Source organism: Magnetococcales bacterium (genome assembly GCA_015231755.1).
GTDB lineage: Bacteria > Pseudomonadota > Magnetococcia > Magnetococcales > Magnetaquicoccaceae > Magnetaquiglobus.
In genome coordinates, this window is the sequence record JADGAZ010000006.1 from 1 (window position 1) to 17367 (window position 17367).

8 protein-coding genes are annotated in these 17367 nt (G+C 61.3%); all 8 read left to right on the top strand.

The genetic code is table 11. The features are described from left to right. Positions 1–137 precede the first annotated feature (137 nt). The 8 genes from HQL98_05345 (at position 138) to HQL98_05380 (ending at position 17328) form a co-directional block, all read left to right on the top strand. Entirely contained in the window at positions 138–1040 is a 903-nt protein-coding gene (locus tag HQL98_05345; protein ID MBF0271490.1) for a hypothetical protein, read from the top strand. After that, positions 1033–4782, top strand: a complete 3750-nt coding sequence (gene recB, locus HQL98_05350) for an exodeoxyribonuclease V subunit beta (GenBank protein ID MBF0271491.1) — start codon at positions 1033–1035, stop codon at positions 4780–4782. Before HQL98_05345 ends, recB begins: the two co-directional genes overlap by 8 nt. After that, positions 4782–6893, top strand: a complete 2112-nt coding sequence (gene recD / locus HQL98_05355) for an exodeoxyribonuclease V subunit alpha (protein ID MBF0271492.1) — start codon at positions 4782–4784, stop codon at positions 6891–6893. Before recB ends, recD begins: the two co-directional genes overlap by 1 nt. Before the next feature lie 282 nt (positions 6894–7175). Continuing rightward, positions 7176–10007 carry an AAA family ATPase gene (locus HQL98_05360; protein ID MBF0271493.1) on the top strand — a complete coding sequence of 944 codons (2832 nt, stop codon included), beginning with the start codon at positions 7176–7178 and terminating at the stop codon, positions 10005–10007. A 14-nt stretch (positions 10008–10021) separates the two neighbouring features. Beyond that, complete coding sequence (locus HQL98_05365; GenBank protein MBF0271494.1) at positions 10022–11332, top strand: putative DNA binding domain-containing protein; 1311 nt, start codon at positions 10022–10024, stop codon at positions 11330–11332. Between the two features lie 119 nt (positions 11333–11451). Then, the gene (locus tag HQL98_05370; GenBank protein ID MBF0271495.1) at positions 11452–12378 is read left to right on the top strand and encodes a 5'-nucleotidase; all 927 of its coding nucleotides are present in this window, start codon (positions 11452–11454) and stop codon (positions 12376–12378) included. After that, a complete protein-coding gene (locus HQL98_05375) occupies positions 12375–13625 on the top strand; it encodes an exonuclease SbcCD subunit D C-terminal domain-containing protein (protein ID MBF0271496.1) in 1251 nt (416 codons plus the stop codon). The genes HQL98_05370 and HQL98_05375 overlap by 4 nt, the downstream gene beginning before the upstream one ends. Positions 13626–13644: 19 nt before the next feature. Continuing rightward, entirely contained in the window at positions 13645–17328 is a 3684-nt protein-coding gene (locus tag HQL98_05380) for an AAA family ATPase (protein MBF0271497.1), read from the top strand. Positions 17329–17367 lie beyond the last annotated feature (39 nt).

The following is a 17367-nucleotide window of genomic DNA, read 5'->3' on the forward strand; positions in this document are numbered from 1 at the left end:
CGGCTTGCCTACATGTTGCGTGATTCCTGCTGCTCCATGCTGTTGACGCAACAAAAATATCTCGACACGCTGCCAACTCGGGATCTCTCGGTCCATTGTCTGGATGCTGACCAGGCGCCCCCACACCACGGACGCGGGTGGAGCCTTTGACCTTGGGAGAGTTGGGGCGTTTTTTGAAGGATCCGGTCAAGAGTTTCTTTCAGCAGCGGTTGGGGGTGCGTTTTGAAAGCGAGGAGACCTTGCTGGAGGATCAGGAACCCTTTGCCCTGGACGGTCTGGAGACCTGGAAGTTGCTGGATGGCCTGTTGCGGGAACCGGAGGAACGGGGGGTGTCCGAGGGGCTGGAGCGGGTTCGTTTGCGGGGTCAACTGGCTGCCGGTGGGTTCGGAGTGCTGATGGCCGAAGCGTTGCGGGCGCCTTGGGAAGAGGTATCGGGGCGGTGTCGGGTGGCGCGGGCCCGCTGGCCGCTTGCGGTTGCCGACGAGGAGGAGGTGGCCTGGGAGGGGGTGGTCGCAGGAGAGCTTGTGAAGATCGTGGATCGGGTGAGCGGCGTGGGGGTGGATGGTCTGGGTCGACGGGGTCGGGTGGTGGTGACGGCGAGTGTGCTGGTGAAGGGTCAGGCCAGCCGGTTGGACAAGACCATCGTGCCCTGGGTGGAGCATCTGGGGGCCCATCTGGCCGGAGGTCCGTTGACCACGGTGGTGCTGGGTCGGGGGGGGGAGATCGTGTTTGGGCCTTTGACGGTGGCGGAGGCCGGCGACAGGCTCAACGGGATTGTGACCGCCTGGCGGCAGGGGATGTCTCAGCCGTTGCCCCTGGCCGTCCGGACCGCTTTTGTCTGGCTGGCGGGGCAGGCGGATGGGGAGAATGGGCCAGACGGCGCGGTGGAGTATGCCAGGGAGGTGGAGGAGAATCCTTATCTGCGGCGGAGCTATCCGGATTATGCGTCGCTGGTGGCCGGCGGGGGTTTCGCCACCCTGGCGGAGGCGCTGTTGAAACCGTTGCGGGATGCGGCGGAAAGAGGGGACCGTGATGGCTGAGGGGATGTTGCCGGTGGAACTGGATCCCTTGCGGTTTGCGTTGCGGGGCCGTCACCTGATCGAAGCCAGCGCCGGAACCGGCAAGACCTACACCATCGCGTTGCTGTATGTGCGGTTGGTGCTGGGACATGGGGAGGCGCGGGAGGGGGTGGTGCGGCCATTGACCCCTCCGGAGATTCTGGTGGTTACCTTCACCAAGGCGGCCACCCGGGAGTTGCGGGACCGGATCCGGGTGCGACTGTCCGAGGCGGCGGCCTGTTTCCGGGCCGATGCCGGGGATGCAACCGGAGACAAGGCCGGAGAAAGACCTGGAGAAAAATCCGGTGACAAGGCCCTTTTGGCCCTGCGCGGGGAGTATCCGTCGGACTCCTGGCCCGGTTGCGCCCGCAAGCTGCAACTGGCCGCCGAGTGGATGGACGAGGCGTCGGTGGAGACCATTCATGGCTGGTGCAACCGCATGTTGCGGGAACACGCTTTCGACAGCGACAGTTTGTTCACCCAGCAACTGGAGGCGGATCAGGGGGAGTTGCTGGCGGAGGTGGTGCGGGATTACTGGCGGGTGTTTCTGGCTCCGTTGACTTTGGAGCCGGCACGGGAGGCTTACGCCTGTTGGCCGCATGTGGGGGTGTTGCAGGAGAAGGTGCGTCGGCTGTTGCGCCACACCGAGGGCATCAACGACGGGCAGACCGACCCTCCCGCCGCGATTCTGGAGGAAGGTCTGGTCATCAAGCGACGGCTTGCGGCCATGAAGCCGGATTGGCGGATATGGGTGCCGGAGTTGCGCGGGTTGCTGGATCGGGCGGTGGCGGCCAAACAGGTGGATGGGCGCAAGATCCAGGCCCGTTATTACGGACCCTGGCTGAACGCCCTGGAGCAGTGGGCCCAGGATCCCGCGCCTTCGTTGTTGGTCTTGAGCGACACTGCCTGGCAGCGTCTGACTCAGGATGGTCTGGCTGAGGCGTGGAAGCGGGATGCCCCGCCGGAGCATCCCGCGTTGCGCGCTTTGATGGTGATCCGGCGGGAACAGGCGGGGCTGGCGCGGAATGGTCACCGTTTGCTGGGGCATGCGGCGGGTTGGATCGCGGAGCGGTTCGCGGCCGAGAAGGCCGGGCGGGCCTTGATGGAGTTTGACGACGTGTTGCAGCGTCTGGATGCCGGATTGCGCGGTCCCAATGGGGCGCGACTGGCGGGGATCATCCGTCAGCAATTTCCCGTGGCCCTGATCGACGAGTTTCAGGATACGGATCCGCTGCAATACCGGATCTTTGACACGGTTTATCCGGACCACACCGGGGAGGGGGATGGCACGGCATTGATTTTGATCGGCGATCCCAAGCAGGCGATCTATTCGTTTCGGGGTGCGGACATCCATACTTATCTATTGGCCCGGCGTCTGCCCCCGGCGCGTATCCACACCTTGAAAACCAACCATCGCGCCACCACGGCCATGGTGGCGGCGGTCAACCGGCTGTTTTCCAGCGCCGAGGGGCGGGGGGGAGCCGGGGCTTTTTTGCAGCGGGGGAGCGATGGCGCCAATCCCATTCCTTTTGTGGCGGTGGAGGCCCAGGGGCGGGGGGATGTCTTTATGGTGGACCAGGAAATCCCCCCCGCCATGACCGTGTGGTGGTCGGAGGATTCTCTGGCGGCCATGGCGGAGGCCTGCGCGGGGGAGATGGTGCGGCTGTTGACTTTGGGACAGTCGGGTCGGGCCGGGTTCGCCGGGCCGGATGCGCTCTGGCGACCGGTGGCGCCGTCGGACATGGCGGTATTGGTGAATGGCCGCAAGGAGTTTGAGGCCATGCGGGTCGCCCTGGGGGCGCGGGGGGTGCGGTGTGTCTATCTTTCCGACAAGGAGTCGGTGTTTCAGACCCCTCGGGCTGTGGAGTTGCGTCATTGGCTGGCGGCTTGCGCCGCGCCGGAGGATCCGAAACGGATTCGCGCCGCTTTGGCCACCGGGATTCTGGGACTGGGCTGGGATGAGATCGACGCTTTGAGCCGGGATGAGGGGCTGTTGGATCGGCGCATCCGGCAGTTTCGCGTCTATCAGGAGTGTTGGCGTCGTCAGGGGGTGTTGCCGATGTTGCGACGCCTGATGCACGATTTCCGGGTGCCGGAACGCTTGCTGGGGGAGGGGTGGAGCGGGGAGGCGGATGGGGAGCGGGTGTTGACCGACTTGTTGCATCTGGCCGAACTGCTGCAAAAGAACAGCGCCGCCCGGGAGGGGGAGCAGGCGTTGATCCGGGATCTGGATCAGCAGATCCGGGACGGGGAGCGGGGTGCGGAAGAGGAGGGGGAACGGCTGATGCGGCTGGAAAGCGATGCGGATCTGGTGCGCGTCGTGACCGTACACAAGTCCAAGGGGCTGGAGTACCCGTTGGTTTTTTTTCCATTCGCCGCCAGTTGCCGCCCGGTGAGCAGCCGGGATTTGCCCACGGTCTGGCGTGACGCTCAGGGAGAAGCCCGTTTGGCGTTCGACGATCCGGATGGCGCGGTGATCGGGCAGTTGGACCGGGAGCGGCTGCGGGAGGATGTGCGCAAGCTGTATGTGGCCTTGACCCGCGCCCGGTATGCCACCTGGGTGGGGATCGTGGTCACGGGTGGCAGTGGAGGGTTTGACAAAAGCGCCATCCGACACCTTCTGACCAGCCAGGAGAAGCTCACCATTGAGGAACTCGCCCCGCTGCTGACCGCCCTGAATCATCCCGGATCCCCCATTCTGGCCGCTCCCGCCCCGGCTCCCGAACCGTTGCGTTTTCAGCCTGTCGAACAACGGCAGGCCATCGGTGGCGCCCGTCGTGTCCGCAGGGTGGTGCGGGAGGGGTGGTGGATCGGCAGTTATTCGGCCATCAACACCCCGGCTGGCCGGATCGCGGGGGTGGAGGCTCCGGAGAGTCCGGGGGAGGATCTGTTCCGGGAGTTGGGTTGGGGCCGGGAGGAGGGGCAGCCGGATGAAGAGGCTGTTTTCGCGGAGATGGGGGGGATGCGTTCCTGGCATGCCTTTCCACGGGGGGCCAAGGCAGGCACCTTTTTGCACGAGTTGCTCTCCTGGTGCGCGTTGCAGGGGTTTGCGCGGGTGGTCGCCAACCCGGAAGGGTTGCGGGAGGTGGTGGCCCGGCGTTGTCAGCCTCGGGGCTGGAGTGGCTGGAGCGATGTGGTGACCCTGTGGCTGCTGCGGATTGTGTCCACACCGTTGGATTTTTCTGCCTTGACCGGCGAGCCGGACAGCCTGTGCCGCCTGATGGATCTGACCACCTGTCAGGCGGAAATGGAGTTTCTGGTGGCGGCCCGACGGGTTCGGACCGGGGAGATCGATCGGCTGGTGTGTGCCCATACCTTGCGCGGAGCGGAGCGTCCCGGCGTGGCGGAGCAGGTGTTGCATGGCATGCTGAAGGGGTTCATGGATTTGGTGTTCGAGTACCGGGGGCGGTATTTCGTGCTGGATTACAAATCCAATCACCTGGGTTGGGAGGATCGGGCCTACGGCGGGGAGAATCTGTGCGCCGAAATGCTCCAGGCCCGCTATGAGTTGCAGTATGTGTTGTATCTGTTCGCCTTGCATCGCCATCTTCAGGCGCGGTTGCCGGATTATGATTATGATCGCCACATGGGTGGGGCGATCCATTGGTTTGTGCGGGGGCTGGAGGCTCCGGGGCAGGGGGTGTTCGTGGATCGACCCTCCCGGCAACTGTTCGAGGCGTTGGATGGGCTGTTCGACGATCTCCAGCCGGAGGAGCAGCCATGATGACCCCATTCGATATGCTCGCGCTCCTGGCCCGTTGGCAGAAGTACTCCTGGTTGCGGCCCATGGATGTGGCTTTTGCCGGTTTTTTGCAGGAGATGGCCCCGGCCTGCGATCCGTGGTTGTTGCTGGCCGCGGCCCTGGTGAGCCATCAGGCCGGGCGGGGACATGTGCAACTGGATCTGGGGGCGGTGCTGGTCCATCCGGAGTTGGCCCTGGCCATTCCCCCGGAAGGGGTCCGAGTCCCCGAGCTTCGGGATCCGGATCGGCCCGACCGGGTGTTGGCCGGATTGGACCTGAAACGCTGGCAGGACGCCCTCGCCTATCCCGTAGTGGTGCAGTGGGATTCCGGCGGCGAGGAGGCCAGCAACACCCCGTTGGTTTTCCATCGGAATTGTCTGTATTTGCGTCGCCATTGGCAGTGCGAGCGGGAGGTGCGTGCGGGTCTGGCGTGGCGTCTGGCCATGCCGGTCACGCCGATGCCCCAGGCCGGAGCGATCCGACGGATTCTCGATGGGCTGTTGCCCACCCGTACCGGGTTGGGTGAGCGTGCGGACTGGCAAAGAATGGCCTGCTCCCTCATGGCCCGCAGCCGGTTCGGGGTGATCACCGGCGGGCCGGGCACCGGCAAGACCACCACCGTGGTCCGGCTGTTGGCCCTGTTGCAGCTTCTGGCCCTCGGCGGGCAGCCGGAAGGGGAGAGAGAGTCGGGAGGCAGGCCGCCGCGTCCGTTGCGCATCCGTCTGGCCGCGCCCACCGGCAAGGCGGCGGCCCGTTTGAGCGACTCCATCACCGGCGAGATCGACCGTCTGGCCCGAACGGGTCAGGGGTGGGGAAAAGAGACCGATCTGGCCATTCCCCGTCAGGTGACCACCTTGCACCGCCTGTTGGGAGCGCAGCCGGAGAGCCGTCATTTTCGCCACAATGCCACCCATCCGTTGTGGATCGATGTGTTGGTGATCGACGAAGCCTCCATGGTGGGGCTGGAACTGATGGCCGATGTGCTGGCCGCGCTTCCGGCCTCGGCCCGCCTGTTCTTGTTGGGGGACCGGGACCAGCTCGCTTCGGTGGAGGCCGGTTCCTTGCTGGGGGAGTTGTGTCAACGGGCGGTGGCCGGGCACTACACCCCGCAGACCGCCCTTTGGTTGCAGGAGTCCACGGGACACCCGCTGGAAGACGAGCGGATCGATCCGGAAGGGACTCCTTTGGATCAGGCGGTGGTGATGCTGCGGCGCAATTTTCGTTTTTCCGAGTCGAGCGGCATCGGTCGGCTGGCTCAGGCGGTCAACACCGGGGATCCGGATGCGGTGGCGGCCATCTGGAATCAAGGCTATGAGGATCTGGCGTGGTTTGCCATGGCCGAACAGGAGGCGTTGTTCGCGGCTTTGGTGGTCGATGGGGTGGAGGTGGTGAATTCGGTGGTGGTGGCCTCTTCCAGAGGCGGAGAGTATGCCGCCCGTCGGGGGGGGTATCGGGGATATCTGGCCTGTGTGCGGGAGCGCAGACCGGCGCTGGAGGCGGGACCCGAGGCGTTTGATCACTGGGCGACCGAGGTGGCTTGCGCCCATGGGGGATTTCAGGTGTTGTGCGTGTTGCGTCAGGGTCCATGGGGGGTGGAGGGGTTGAACGGACGCATTGCCCGCCATTTGCGGGAGGCGGGATGGATCCCGGGGGGCCGGGAGTGGTATCCGGGCCGACCGGTGATGATCACCCGCAACAATCATGAACTGGGGCTGATGAACGGGGATATTGGCATCACCCTGGAGCGGCCCGTGGAGGGGCAATGGACCTTGCGGGTGGCGTTTCCCGGCAAGAGTGGCACGGATGAGACGGTGCGCTGGTTTCCGCCGAGCCGTCTGTCCCACGTCGAGACGGTTTTCGCCCTCACGGTTCACAAGTCCCAAGGCTCGGAGTTCTCCCGCGTGGCGCTGGTGCTGCCCGATCACCCCACCCCGATCCTCACCCGCGAACTGCTCTACACCGGCATCACCCGCGCCCGTGATGGCTTTGTGCTGGCCTGCGCCGGGGATCGCTCTCTGCTGCAACAGGCGGTGACCCGCCGCGTGACCCGCGCCGGTGGCGTGGTGGCAGGCGAAGGGGGGGGATTGGGGTGATCGGTGTTGGTATTGGAGGGGGTGGGGTGGTAGGATGGTTGGGATGAAAGCAACGTGAAGCGGTTCTTGCGCTACAGTTGCGCCCGAATTCTGGAAAATGTGCCGAAAATGGTCCAGAATGTGGTTAAAGATGGGTAAATCTCATTGATTTTAAGGAAGGAATAGGTCAATCAGACGCCAAGCCGCTCCGCAGCCCGTTAAAGTTGCTCCATCGGCGTTCAGAGCGACAAAGCGATCACGGCGTGAACGGGCTTCTGTTGGGGGACTCAAGGAGGTACACCCATGAACGAATATCAGGGTATGCGTTGGTTCAAATGCGATCTGCATGTTCATACGCCAGCAGATCCACAGCATTGGCAAGGCTCCCCCATCGTTCCCGGCCAGGAGTCACTGAGCGCCACAGAGTTTGCGGAGGCGTGCCATCAAACTGGATTGGATGCGATTGCCGTCACGGATCACAATTTCCTTAGTAAAGACTTTTTGCCCTATCTCAAGGATGCATTGGCTGAGATCGAGCATAAACATGGACACAAGATAATACTGTTTCCAGGATTCGAATTTGAAGCCGATGTTGGAAAAGGCATGCATGTACTTTGTCTTTTTGAACCGGATACGAATCTGTTGACAATTGACCATATTTTGACGGAATGTGGGGTTTATCTCCCAAGAGTTCAGGATGGCAGACTCCAGAAGTCGGTTAAGAGGTTGCCTGAGATTCTTGGTATTATTCAAAAGGGAAATGAGCAATCGGGATGGCGTGGGATTGTGATTGTCCCGCATGTTTTTGAAAACAGTTTATTTGATAATGACCGGATCAGCGAATGGCTGCAACAAGAAGAATTCATCAATCCTGATCTTTTGGCGGTTGAAGTTCCGAAACCCGTCGAAAGAATGGGAACGAATTTTAAAAAATTGTTTCGTTCAGGATCAGATTGTGATCCCGGATGGCGACGATCTCGCCCCATTGCCACCTTAATGGGGTCTGACAATAAAAAGCTGATCGAAAAAGATGCATCAGGCCGACCGGTAGCCAACAGTTTGGGTTATCGGTACACCTGGATCAAGATGTCGAAACCGTCCATCGAGTCGTTGCGACAGGCCTTCCTGGATCCGGATTCCCGTATCCGTCCATCTGGAGACGATCCATCCAGTCAGGAAAAACACGCGCGCATCTTGTCTCTGTCGGTAAACAATGCCGCTTTCCTGGGGAATCAGCAAATCGTTTTTTCTCCCAATTTTAACGCCATCATTGGCGGTCGCGGCAGTGGCAAGTCGGCGATCCTGGAAGGGATGCGTCTGGCCATGGGCAAGGACGATGATCCAAAGTTGGATGACAGAGCCAGGGAGAAGGTCAGGCGCATCCGGGAGTTGTTGACAAAGAATGCTGGTTCCCAAGTGCGGGTCCATTGGCGTGATGCTGACGGAGTGGAGGATCATCTGCTTTACGTGGTAACACAAGCAGGCAATGGTTCCTGCCGCGTTGCGGATCGATCCATGCAGGATCTCTCTTCCTTTCTGAGTGATCTGCCGGTGCAATTTTTCAGTCAGCAGCAGTTGAATCAGATCACGGAACGAGGTGGAAATGTGCTATTGACCCTCCTGGATGAATTCTCCAGAGAGGAACTGAAACCTTTGTTGCAAAAGGAATCCGAACTGCGACGTGAGATTGGGCAACTCTTCACATCCACGGCCATTCTTGAGCAAACGGACAAGGATCTGAGTCGTCTGCAACAAGAAAGTGCCGACCTGGAACGGCAATGGGAGGCCCGTTCCGCCCTTCAGGAGGATGCCCGCAAACATCAAGGACTCAAAGCAGAACAAGCCTATATTCAAAAAATGAAAAGCGCTTTGGAGGAGGATTTTGTTCGTTTGACAGATGTGGCGAACGATATTTACGAAACGCATGTAGACTTGGGATCGATCATCGAACGATGGCCTCACGGAGCGTGGTTCCAGGAAAAGAATGAGCGGATTTTACAAGCCAAGGAAATCCTGAAAGACACCATTGGCCAAGCGGTGGAAACCTGCCGCAAGACTGTTTCCGAGATGTTTGGAGGCGATCCGAAATGGCCTGACATCGAACAGCAGTTTGAACAAGCCGATGCGACGTTTGCCCAGGCTTGCGCGGCCAAGGGTATTGATCCCGCAGATGTCAGTCGGATTCAGGAAATTGGCCAGAAGAGAACCTTCAAAAAGCAGGAACTGGAACAGAAGAAGAAAGAACGTCTCCGGTTGCAACAGCTTCTGGGAAAGATGCCGGAATTGTTCCAGCAACTGCATGCCAATTGGTTGGCCTGTCATGAGGTTCGCAAGCGCGTCGCCGATGAGATCGTGCAAGCTGCTAAGTCTGGTAGCAAGTCGGTGATCGGATTGATGGTATCCTATTTTTCAGATGCGGTTTCATTTAAAACGGTTTGGAGAAAATTAAAGCCAAAAGGCACTACTCGGTTGGGACGAAACTGGGAAGAAATTGGGGAAATTTTCCGAGAAGAGTATCTGAATGGTGGGTATGGCGACCGTGCTTCCTTATGGTTCATTTTGCAATCCTGGATGGAATCCGAAGAAACCATGCCAGCCAGGTTGCAAACAGAACTTGGGAAACTTCAGATTTCTATGACAGAAATCAAATTGCATTTTTCTGATACTGTACGTCAGGAGTGGCAGGAAACGCAACTGATTCGTATCGACGACACAGTGGATCTTGTGTTGTACCAAAGCAATGGTCATGACGAGGTTGGTCGGGTTTCGGATGGCACTCTTTCCGATGGTCAACGTAATACAGCGGCTTTGGCCATGTTGTTGGCCAGAGGGAATCATCCTCTGGTTATTGACCAACCGGAAGACGAGTTGGATTCCAATTTTATTTTCCAGGAACTGGTTCCCATGCTGCGTCGATTGAAGCATTCCCGACAGATCATCCTGGTCACCCATAACGCCAATCTCCCCGTCAACGGAGATGCCGACTTGGTGTATGCGCTTAAAGCGCAGGGTGGGCATGGCGTCAAACGCGCTACAGGAGGATTGGATCGGGCGGATGTGACCCTGGCAGTTCTGGACATCATGGAGGGATCTGAACAGGCTTTTCGCCAGCGTAAAGAAAAGTACCATTTCTGAAACGGACAACATCCATGTATGAATCCACTGATGAATTGATGCGCGAAATACTCGCGGGTGAGGACACCTACCTGGAATTCAAGGAGGTGGTCTTCCGTGGAGACCAACCCCGTTTTGCCAACGAGGAAGGCCGCGCACCCAAAATGATCGCAGAAGTTTTCGTGAGCATGGCCAACACCGAAGGCGGGAGCGTGGTATTTGGTATCAACAAATTCGGGGAGGTGGTGGGTATCGACCCTGACAAACGCAACCTCCTGGAACAATGGGTGGTCAACTGTGCCTTGGACTCTTGTGAGCCAAAAGGCAGCCTGGAGCCGCGATTGAATTGGCGTTATCTGCCAAACCTTGATGGTGTGGACAAGTTGGTCTTGCATCTCGATGTTCCAAAGTCGCGTTATTATGTTCATCACACGTCGGATGGAAAATTTTTGAAACGGGTTGGCAGTCATCGCACCCCCATTCCTGCGGAGCAACTTGGGCGTTTACTGGCGACCAGAAGCTTGTTGATGCCCTTCGAGGAACGTCCTTGTCCTGGCACGTTGCTGGACTCGTTTAATCGGGAACGGTTTGATGCCTACTATACGAGACGCTTTGGTTCCCCATTGCGTGAAAGCGGCGTTCCTGTCGAGCGGTTACTGGAAAATTTGAAGTTGGGGCTGAGGATGGATGATGGTTCATGGCGTTTGACCAATCTTGGGGTTCTATTGTTCACGGATCGTCCACAAAACCACCTGACGGGTGCTTACATCGAAATCGCCATGCACGATCATGCGGTGGCCGATGGAAATACTTTGGATGTCAAACGTTTTGAAGGACCGGTCAGCAATCAAATTGAATCCGTGCTCGATTATCTTCTGAAAAGCCCTTTTCTCGCCATCCGTTCTGAAAAAACCGCCTTGGGGCGAGTGGATAAACCTGCCTATAGCGCACTGGCCGTTCAGGAAGCAATCGTCAATGCCGTGGTCCATCGTGACTATGAATTGACGGGTTCCCAGATCATCATCAACGTATTTCCTGACCGATTGGAAATCAGAAATCCGGGTTTCCTGCACAATACCCTGAAGCCGGAAGACCTGTACGCCGGTTGTCAGCCTATGCGACGTAATCAGCATTTGTCTGGTTTTTTCCGTGATTTTCCCAGCCCTGTTAACGGACGCAGCCTGATGGAGGCACGAGGCGTGGTTTTTCTCTCTTTGGTACGGGAAAGCATGGAGCTGTCCGGTCGCACTCCTTCCTTTGAAGTGATTGGTCAAGGGATCAAATTGACCATCTTTGCGGGAGGAGTGGATGCGGATCGGATGATCACAGAGTCTCGGGGTGAGTAACCAGCCAGCAGCGGCATGACTCGACCCGTTTTCGCTTCAATAGGGTCCATTTGACACGGCGTTCTTGCGGAACCTGGAGAGTGATTTCGTTTTATTGTTTGTCTCGGAGATGATGCCCCATGACCCGTGATGCAACCATGCCGTTGATTGTGGCGATCTCTTCCCGGGCGTTGTTCGATCTGGAGGCCAGCCACGCGGTGTTTTGTGAACAGGGAGTGGAGGCGTATGCCCGCTGGCAGATCGAACGGGAGGAAGAACCCCTGAAGCCGGGGCCGGCTTTTCCTTTGGTGCGCAAGCTGCTGGCCTTGAACCGGCTGGATCCGGCCCTGCCCAGCCGGGTCGAGGTGATTCTGCTCTCCCGCAACAGCGCGGATACCGGTTTGCGGGTGTTCAACGCCATCCGGCACCATGGGTTGGAGATCACCCGGGCGGTTTTCACCACCGGTGGCAACCTTTGGCCATACGCGGCGGCGTTTCAGGCCCATCTGTTCTTGTCGCTGGATCCGGAAGACGCGCGGCTGGCTTCCCAGGCCGGATTGGCCGCGGCGGTGATTCTGGCCCCCGGTGGGGAGTCGGTGTCGGAGGCGGGCAACAGTCCGTTGCGCATCGCTTTCGACGGGGACGCGGTGCTGTTTTCGGATGCGTCGGAGCGGATCTATCAGGAGCAGGGATTGGCCGCCTTTCAGGAACACGAAGCCCGCACCGCCCGAGAGCCTTTGCCGGAAGGGCCGTTCAAGCCGTTCTTGGAGGCGATCCAGCGGATTCAACGTCTGCATCCGGTCCACTGCCCGATTCGCACCGCTTTGGTCACCTCGCGGGGGGCGCCGGCCCACGAACGGGTCATCCGCACCTTGCGGGCCTGGGACATTCGGGTGGATGAGCTGCTGTTTTTGGGGGGAAGGGACAAGGGATCGTTTCTGGCCGCCTTCGGGGCCGATATCTTCTTCGACGATCAGACCGGACATTGCGAGTCGGTGCGCCGTTTCGTTCCGGCGGGTCATGTGGTGCGGGGTGTCACCAATCCGATCGGATCCGGTGCTGCATGAAAATCTGTCACACCTCGGATTGGCATCTGGGTCATCTGCTGTGCGGACAGAGACGGCATGAAGAATTCGCGGCCTTTTTGGAGTGGATGGTGGCCACGATTCAACACGAACAGGTCGACGCGCTGCTGATTGCCGGGGATCTGTTCGATACCGCCACGCCGGGCCATCGGGCCCAGGCACTGTATTACCGTTTCTTGTCCGCCGTGGCGCGGTCGTCGTGTCGGCATGTGGTGGTGATCGGGGGCAATCACGACTCCCCTTCTTTCCTGGACGCCCCCAAAAGTTTGTTGTCCGCGCTGCATGTCCATGTGGTCGGGGCGATCACCGACCATCCCGCCGATGAGGTGCTGGTGCTGAAATCCCCGGAAGGGGTACCGGAACTGCTCGTCTGCGCGGTGCCTTATCTGCGGGATCGGGATATCCGCCTGTCCGAAGCCGCCGAAAGCCTGGAAGACAAGGATCGCAAATTGGTCGAGGGGATCCGCCATCATTACGACACGGTGATCTCTCTGGCCTTGCGTCAGCGTCGGGAGTGGGGGGAGGAGATTCCTCTGGTGGTCATGGGGCATCTGTTCGCCAGCGGGGGACGGGTGAACGACGGGGATGGCATGCGGGAGTTGTATGTGGGTTCCCTGGCCCAGGTTTCGTCCGGGATCTTTCCGCAGGAGGTGGATTATCTGGCCCTGGGGCATCTGCATCTGGCCCAGAAACTGGGGGGGGAGGAGACCCGGCGTTACAGCGGCTCGCCGTTGCCTTTGGGGTTTGGCGAGGCGGGACGGCCGAAGAGTGTGTGTCTGGTGACGTTTCAGGGGCGGGCGGCCGAGGTTGCGTTGTTTCCGGTGCCGGTGTTTCGCAGGCTCGAACGGATCCGGGGGGACCGGGAGGCGATTCTGGAGCGCATCCGGACGTTGGTGCAAGAGGGAACGCAGGGCGAGCCGGAGCGGGTATGGATCGAGGTGGTCCACACCGGTGCCGAGTTGATCGGGGATTTGCGGCAGCGGCTGACCGAGTGGGTGGCCGGGAGTGGGTTGGAGATCGTGCGCATCAAGGATGAGCGGCTGTCGGGCCGTGGGGTGGCCGGGGGAGCGGACCGGGAGGGGGAGCGGGTCGAGGAGTTGGACGCAGAGGCGGTGTTCGAGCGTTGTCTGGTGGTCCGGGGGGTGCCCGAGGAGCAGTGTGCCGGGCTGCGTCTGGCGTATCGGGAGATTGTGGCTGCGCTTCACGATGAGGATCCCCACGCGCCGTGACGACGGCAAGGAGCGGGCGATGCGTATTTTGCAGGTGCGTTTCAAGAATCTGAACTCCCTGGTTGGCGAGTGGTCCATGGACTTGACCCATCCGGCCTTTGTGGCGGATGGGATTTTTGTGATCACCGGTCCCACCGGGGCGGGCAAGACCACTTTGTTTGATGCCATCTGTCTGGCCCTGTACGGCAGCACGCCCCGGCTGGGTCGGATCAGTCGCGGCGACAACGAAATCATGTCCCGTTTGAGCGGTGAGTGTTTCGCCGAGGTGACTTTCGAGACCGGCAGTGGGCGTTATCGGTGTCACTGGCGTCAGCATCGGGCGCGCCGCAAGGCGGGAGGGGAGTTGCAGCCTCCGGCCCACGAGATCGCCGACGCCGACACCGGCAAGATCCTGGAAGAGAAACTCGCGGCGGTGGTCGGGCGGGTGGAGCAGGTGACGGGCATGGATTTCGACCGCTTCACCCGTTCCATGCTGCTGGCCCAGGGGCAGTTTGCCGCTTTTCTGCACGCCGCCCAGGGCGCCAGGGCCGAGATTTTGGAGCAGCTTACCGGCACGGAGGTCTACAGCCGGATTTCGAGTCAGGTCCATCGGCGTCGCGGCGACGAGCGGCGCAAACAAGAGAAGCTGGAAGACGAGTTGGCCGGAATCCGTTCCCTGGATGACGAGGAGGAGCGGCGTTTATCCCTGGATCTGGCCCGGGGGATTCTGGTGGAAGAGGCGTTGCGCAATCGGCTGGCGGGGCTGGAGCGGGCGTTGTCCTGGCGGGCCGGGATGGTGGCCTTGGAAGCGGAATTGGCTGGACTGGCGGCCCGGAGACAGGAGTGGTCCCGACGCTGGGAGGCGTTTGCCCCGGTGCGGGAGGAGTTGCGCCGCGCTCATCTGGCTTGGGAACGGATGGCCCGGTATCAGGAGTTGTCCCGGTTGCGGGGGTTGCAGGCTGCCGATCAGGCTGCCCGGGAGGTGCTGTTGGAGCAACGGCCCAAGGTGGTGGTCGCGGTCGAAGAGGCGGAACGGATGCTGATCCAGGCCCGTGAGCGGTGGGAGCGGAGCCGGAGCGATCAGCAGGCGGTGGCCATGGAGATTCGGGTGGCGCGGGAGCTGGATGTGCGTCTGGCGGAGAAGGCCGGACCGGTGCGCATGGCCACAGAGGCGTTGTCCGCGTCGCACAGGCGGTTGAGCGGGGAGCGGGCGCTCCGGGAAAAGGATCGGCTGGCCTGGGAGCGGCAATCGCAAGAGTGGCAACAGTTGGGGATCACCCTGACGGAGCATGCCCTGGATCGGGGGTTGGTGGAGCAGTCCACCGGGATTCAGGCCCGTCTGGAGCAGTGGCGGGAGGTGGGGGTGCGGCGTCGGGCGGCCTTGAAGGCCGTGGAGGGGTTGACCCGGCAGTGGGCGGAGAGCGGCGTGGTGTTGACCCGCTGTGACGAGGCGTGGAACGCCTTGAAGGAGCAGGTTGCCGGCAGCCATCGGGGGTATCTGGAGAAGCGGCGGGATCTGGAGGATCGGCTGGAGCGGCGTGACGCCTCGGTGTGGCGTGGGGAGTGGGGGGCGCTGCGGGAGCGGTCGTTGCGGCTGGAGTCTTTGGTGGGTTTTCTGCGTACACTGCGGGAGTTGCGGGAGGAGCGGGAGGGGTTGGGGCAGCGTCGGGCAGAGCTGTTGGCCGTGCAACGCCGACTGGATGAACGGCTGGAGGAGGCGGAGCGGCAACGTCTGGAGCGGGAGGCGGAGCGCAACGGGCTGGAGCAGCGGTTGTCCGACATTCAGGGCATCTTGAATTTCGAGCAGGCCCGTCAGCGTTTGCGGGCGGGGCAGGAGTGTCCCTTGTGCGGGGCCAGGGAGCATCCGTTTGTGGAGGCGGATCACCTGCCGGTGCCGGATGAGACCCGGGAGGCGTTGCGGCGGGTGCGGGAGACGTGGCAACAGGTGTGGGAGGGGCTGCAAGCGTTGCGGTTGGAACGGTTGGGGGCTGAAAAGGATCTGGAGCGGGTGGAAGGTCGCATCGGCGAGTGTGGGGCTGCATCCAAGGAGTTGGAGGCGGATGTCCAGCAGGCGTGTGCGGATTTGGGTCTGGAGGTGGAGCGGGTGATGGCCTGCGAGTCGGAAGCGGCGCGACTGCTGGAGGAGAGTCGGGAGGGTCTGATCCGGGAGTCTGCCAGGGTCGCGGCCATCGATGCGCTGGAAAAGGAAGTGGGGGTGTTGCGGGAGGCGTTGGAGGGGGTGCGTGTCCGTGAGGCCAGCGCGGAGCGGGAGCGTGGGGAGGCCTTGCATCGGCGGGAGGGGATCGGGCGGGAGTTGGAGCGGGTCGGTGGGGAGCGGGAGGATCTGGAGCGGCGGGAGCGGGAGTTGCGCCATGGTTTGGAGCGGGTATTGGCGGAGTATGGCCTTGATTTGAGCAGGTTTGATGATCTGGAGAGTCTGCGGGGGGAGTTGACCCGGCGGCGGGAGCGTTGGCTGGCTTTGGAGGCCCGCAAAGGGGTTTTGGAGGGATCGATTGGGAAGCTGGAGTGGGCGTTGAACCATCGGGCCGGACAGATTCAGGGGCTGGAAGAAGAGGCGCACGCCCTGGAGCGCGGGCTGGCGACGTTGCGGGAGGAGTGGGAGGGGTTGAAGGGGGAGCGGTGGCGGGTGTTCGGGGAGAAGAGTCCGGATCAAGAAGAGTGGCGGCTGGCCGAGGCGGTGCGCGCGGCGGAAAACCGGGTGAATGGTTTGACCACCGATCTGGAGCGCGGGCGGCAGGAGCGGGCGCGGCTGGAAAGCGGACTGGCGGAGCTGGAACGGACCCTGAACGAACGGGCGGGACAGTTGGCCGGGGAGGAGTCCGGGTTCCGGGTGGAGTTGGCGGGGTTGGGATTTGTGGACGAGGCGGATTTTGTCGCGGCGGTTTTGCCGGAGGAGGCCCGTCGGCAGGGGCTGCTGCGGGAGAAGGGGTTGTCCGACGAGGAGACGGAACTGCGCTCTTTGGAAAACGAAAAGCGCGGGCGTCTGGCGGATGAGCGCTCCAGACAGATGACGGATCGATCCGTCGAGGTTTTGGAGTTGGCCCGCAACCGGTGCGGGGTGCGGCAGCGGGCTTTGCAGCAGGCGATGGGGGGCATGCGTCTGAAACTGACCGAACACGCTTTGGCCCAGCAACAAAAACAAGAGCAGTTGCGGATTTTAGAGGCGCAAAAGAGGGAGTGCGCCCGCTGGGAGCAGTTGCATGAGCTGATCGGTTCCGAAGACGGCAAACGGTATCGCGAGTTTGTGCAGGGGTTGACCTTCGAGCGGGTGCTGATTCTGGCCAACCGGCAGTTGCGCGGCATGACGGATCGTTATGCCCTGGTGCCGGACCCGGAGCATCCGTTGAACATTCACATGGTGGATTATTATCAGGCCGGGGAGGTGCGCTCGGCTCGGAATCTGTCCGGTGGCGAGACTTTTCTGGTGAGTCTGGCGTTGGCGTTGGGGCTGTCGGGCATGGCCAGTCGCACGATCCGGGTGGATTCGCTATTTCTGGATGAGGGGTTCGGCACCCTGGACGAGGAGGCCTTGGAGGTGGCCCTGGAGACGTTGGCCGGGTTGCGTCGCGAGGGCAAGTTGATCGGGGTGATTTCCCACGTTTCCGCGCTTCAGGAACGGATTCGCACCCGGATTCGGGTCACGCCCCGGTCCGGTGGTCGCAGTGTGTTGTCCGGACCGGGGTGCGATGGACCCAGGGGGTGATTTCGGATTGGGAGTGTGGGGGTCGTGTTGTGCTTGACC

Bases quoted from the DNA above. Each gene is read 5' to 3' on its own strand.
- recB (MBF0271491.1), top strand. From the start codon at position 1,033: ATGGCTGAGGGGATGTTGCCGGTGGAACTGGATCCCTTGCGGTTTGCG.
- recD (MBF0271492.1), top strand. From the start codon at position 4,782: ATGACCCCATTCGATATGCTCGCGCTCCTGGCCCGTTGGCAGAAGTAC.
- HQL98_05360 (MBF0271493.1), top strand. From the start codon at position 7,176: ATGAACGAATATCAGGGTATGCGTTGGTTCAAATGCGATCTGCATGTT.
- HQL98_05365 (MBF0271494.1), top strand. From the start codon at position 10,022: ATGTATGAATCCACTGATGAATTGATGCGCGAAATACTCGCGGGTGAG.
- HQL98_05370 (MBF0271495.1), top strand. From the start codon at position 11,452: ATGACCCGTGATGCAACCATGCCGTTGATTGTGGCGATCTCTTCCCGG.
- HQL98_05375 (MBF0271496.1), top strand. From the start codon at position 12,375: ATGAAAATCTGTCACACCTCGGATTGGCATCTGGGTCATCTGCTGTGC.
- HQL98_05380 (MBF0271497.1), top strand. From the start codon at position 13,645: ATGCGTATTTTGCAGGTGCGTTTCAAGAATCTGAACTCCCTGGTTGGC.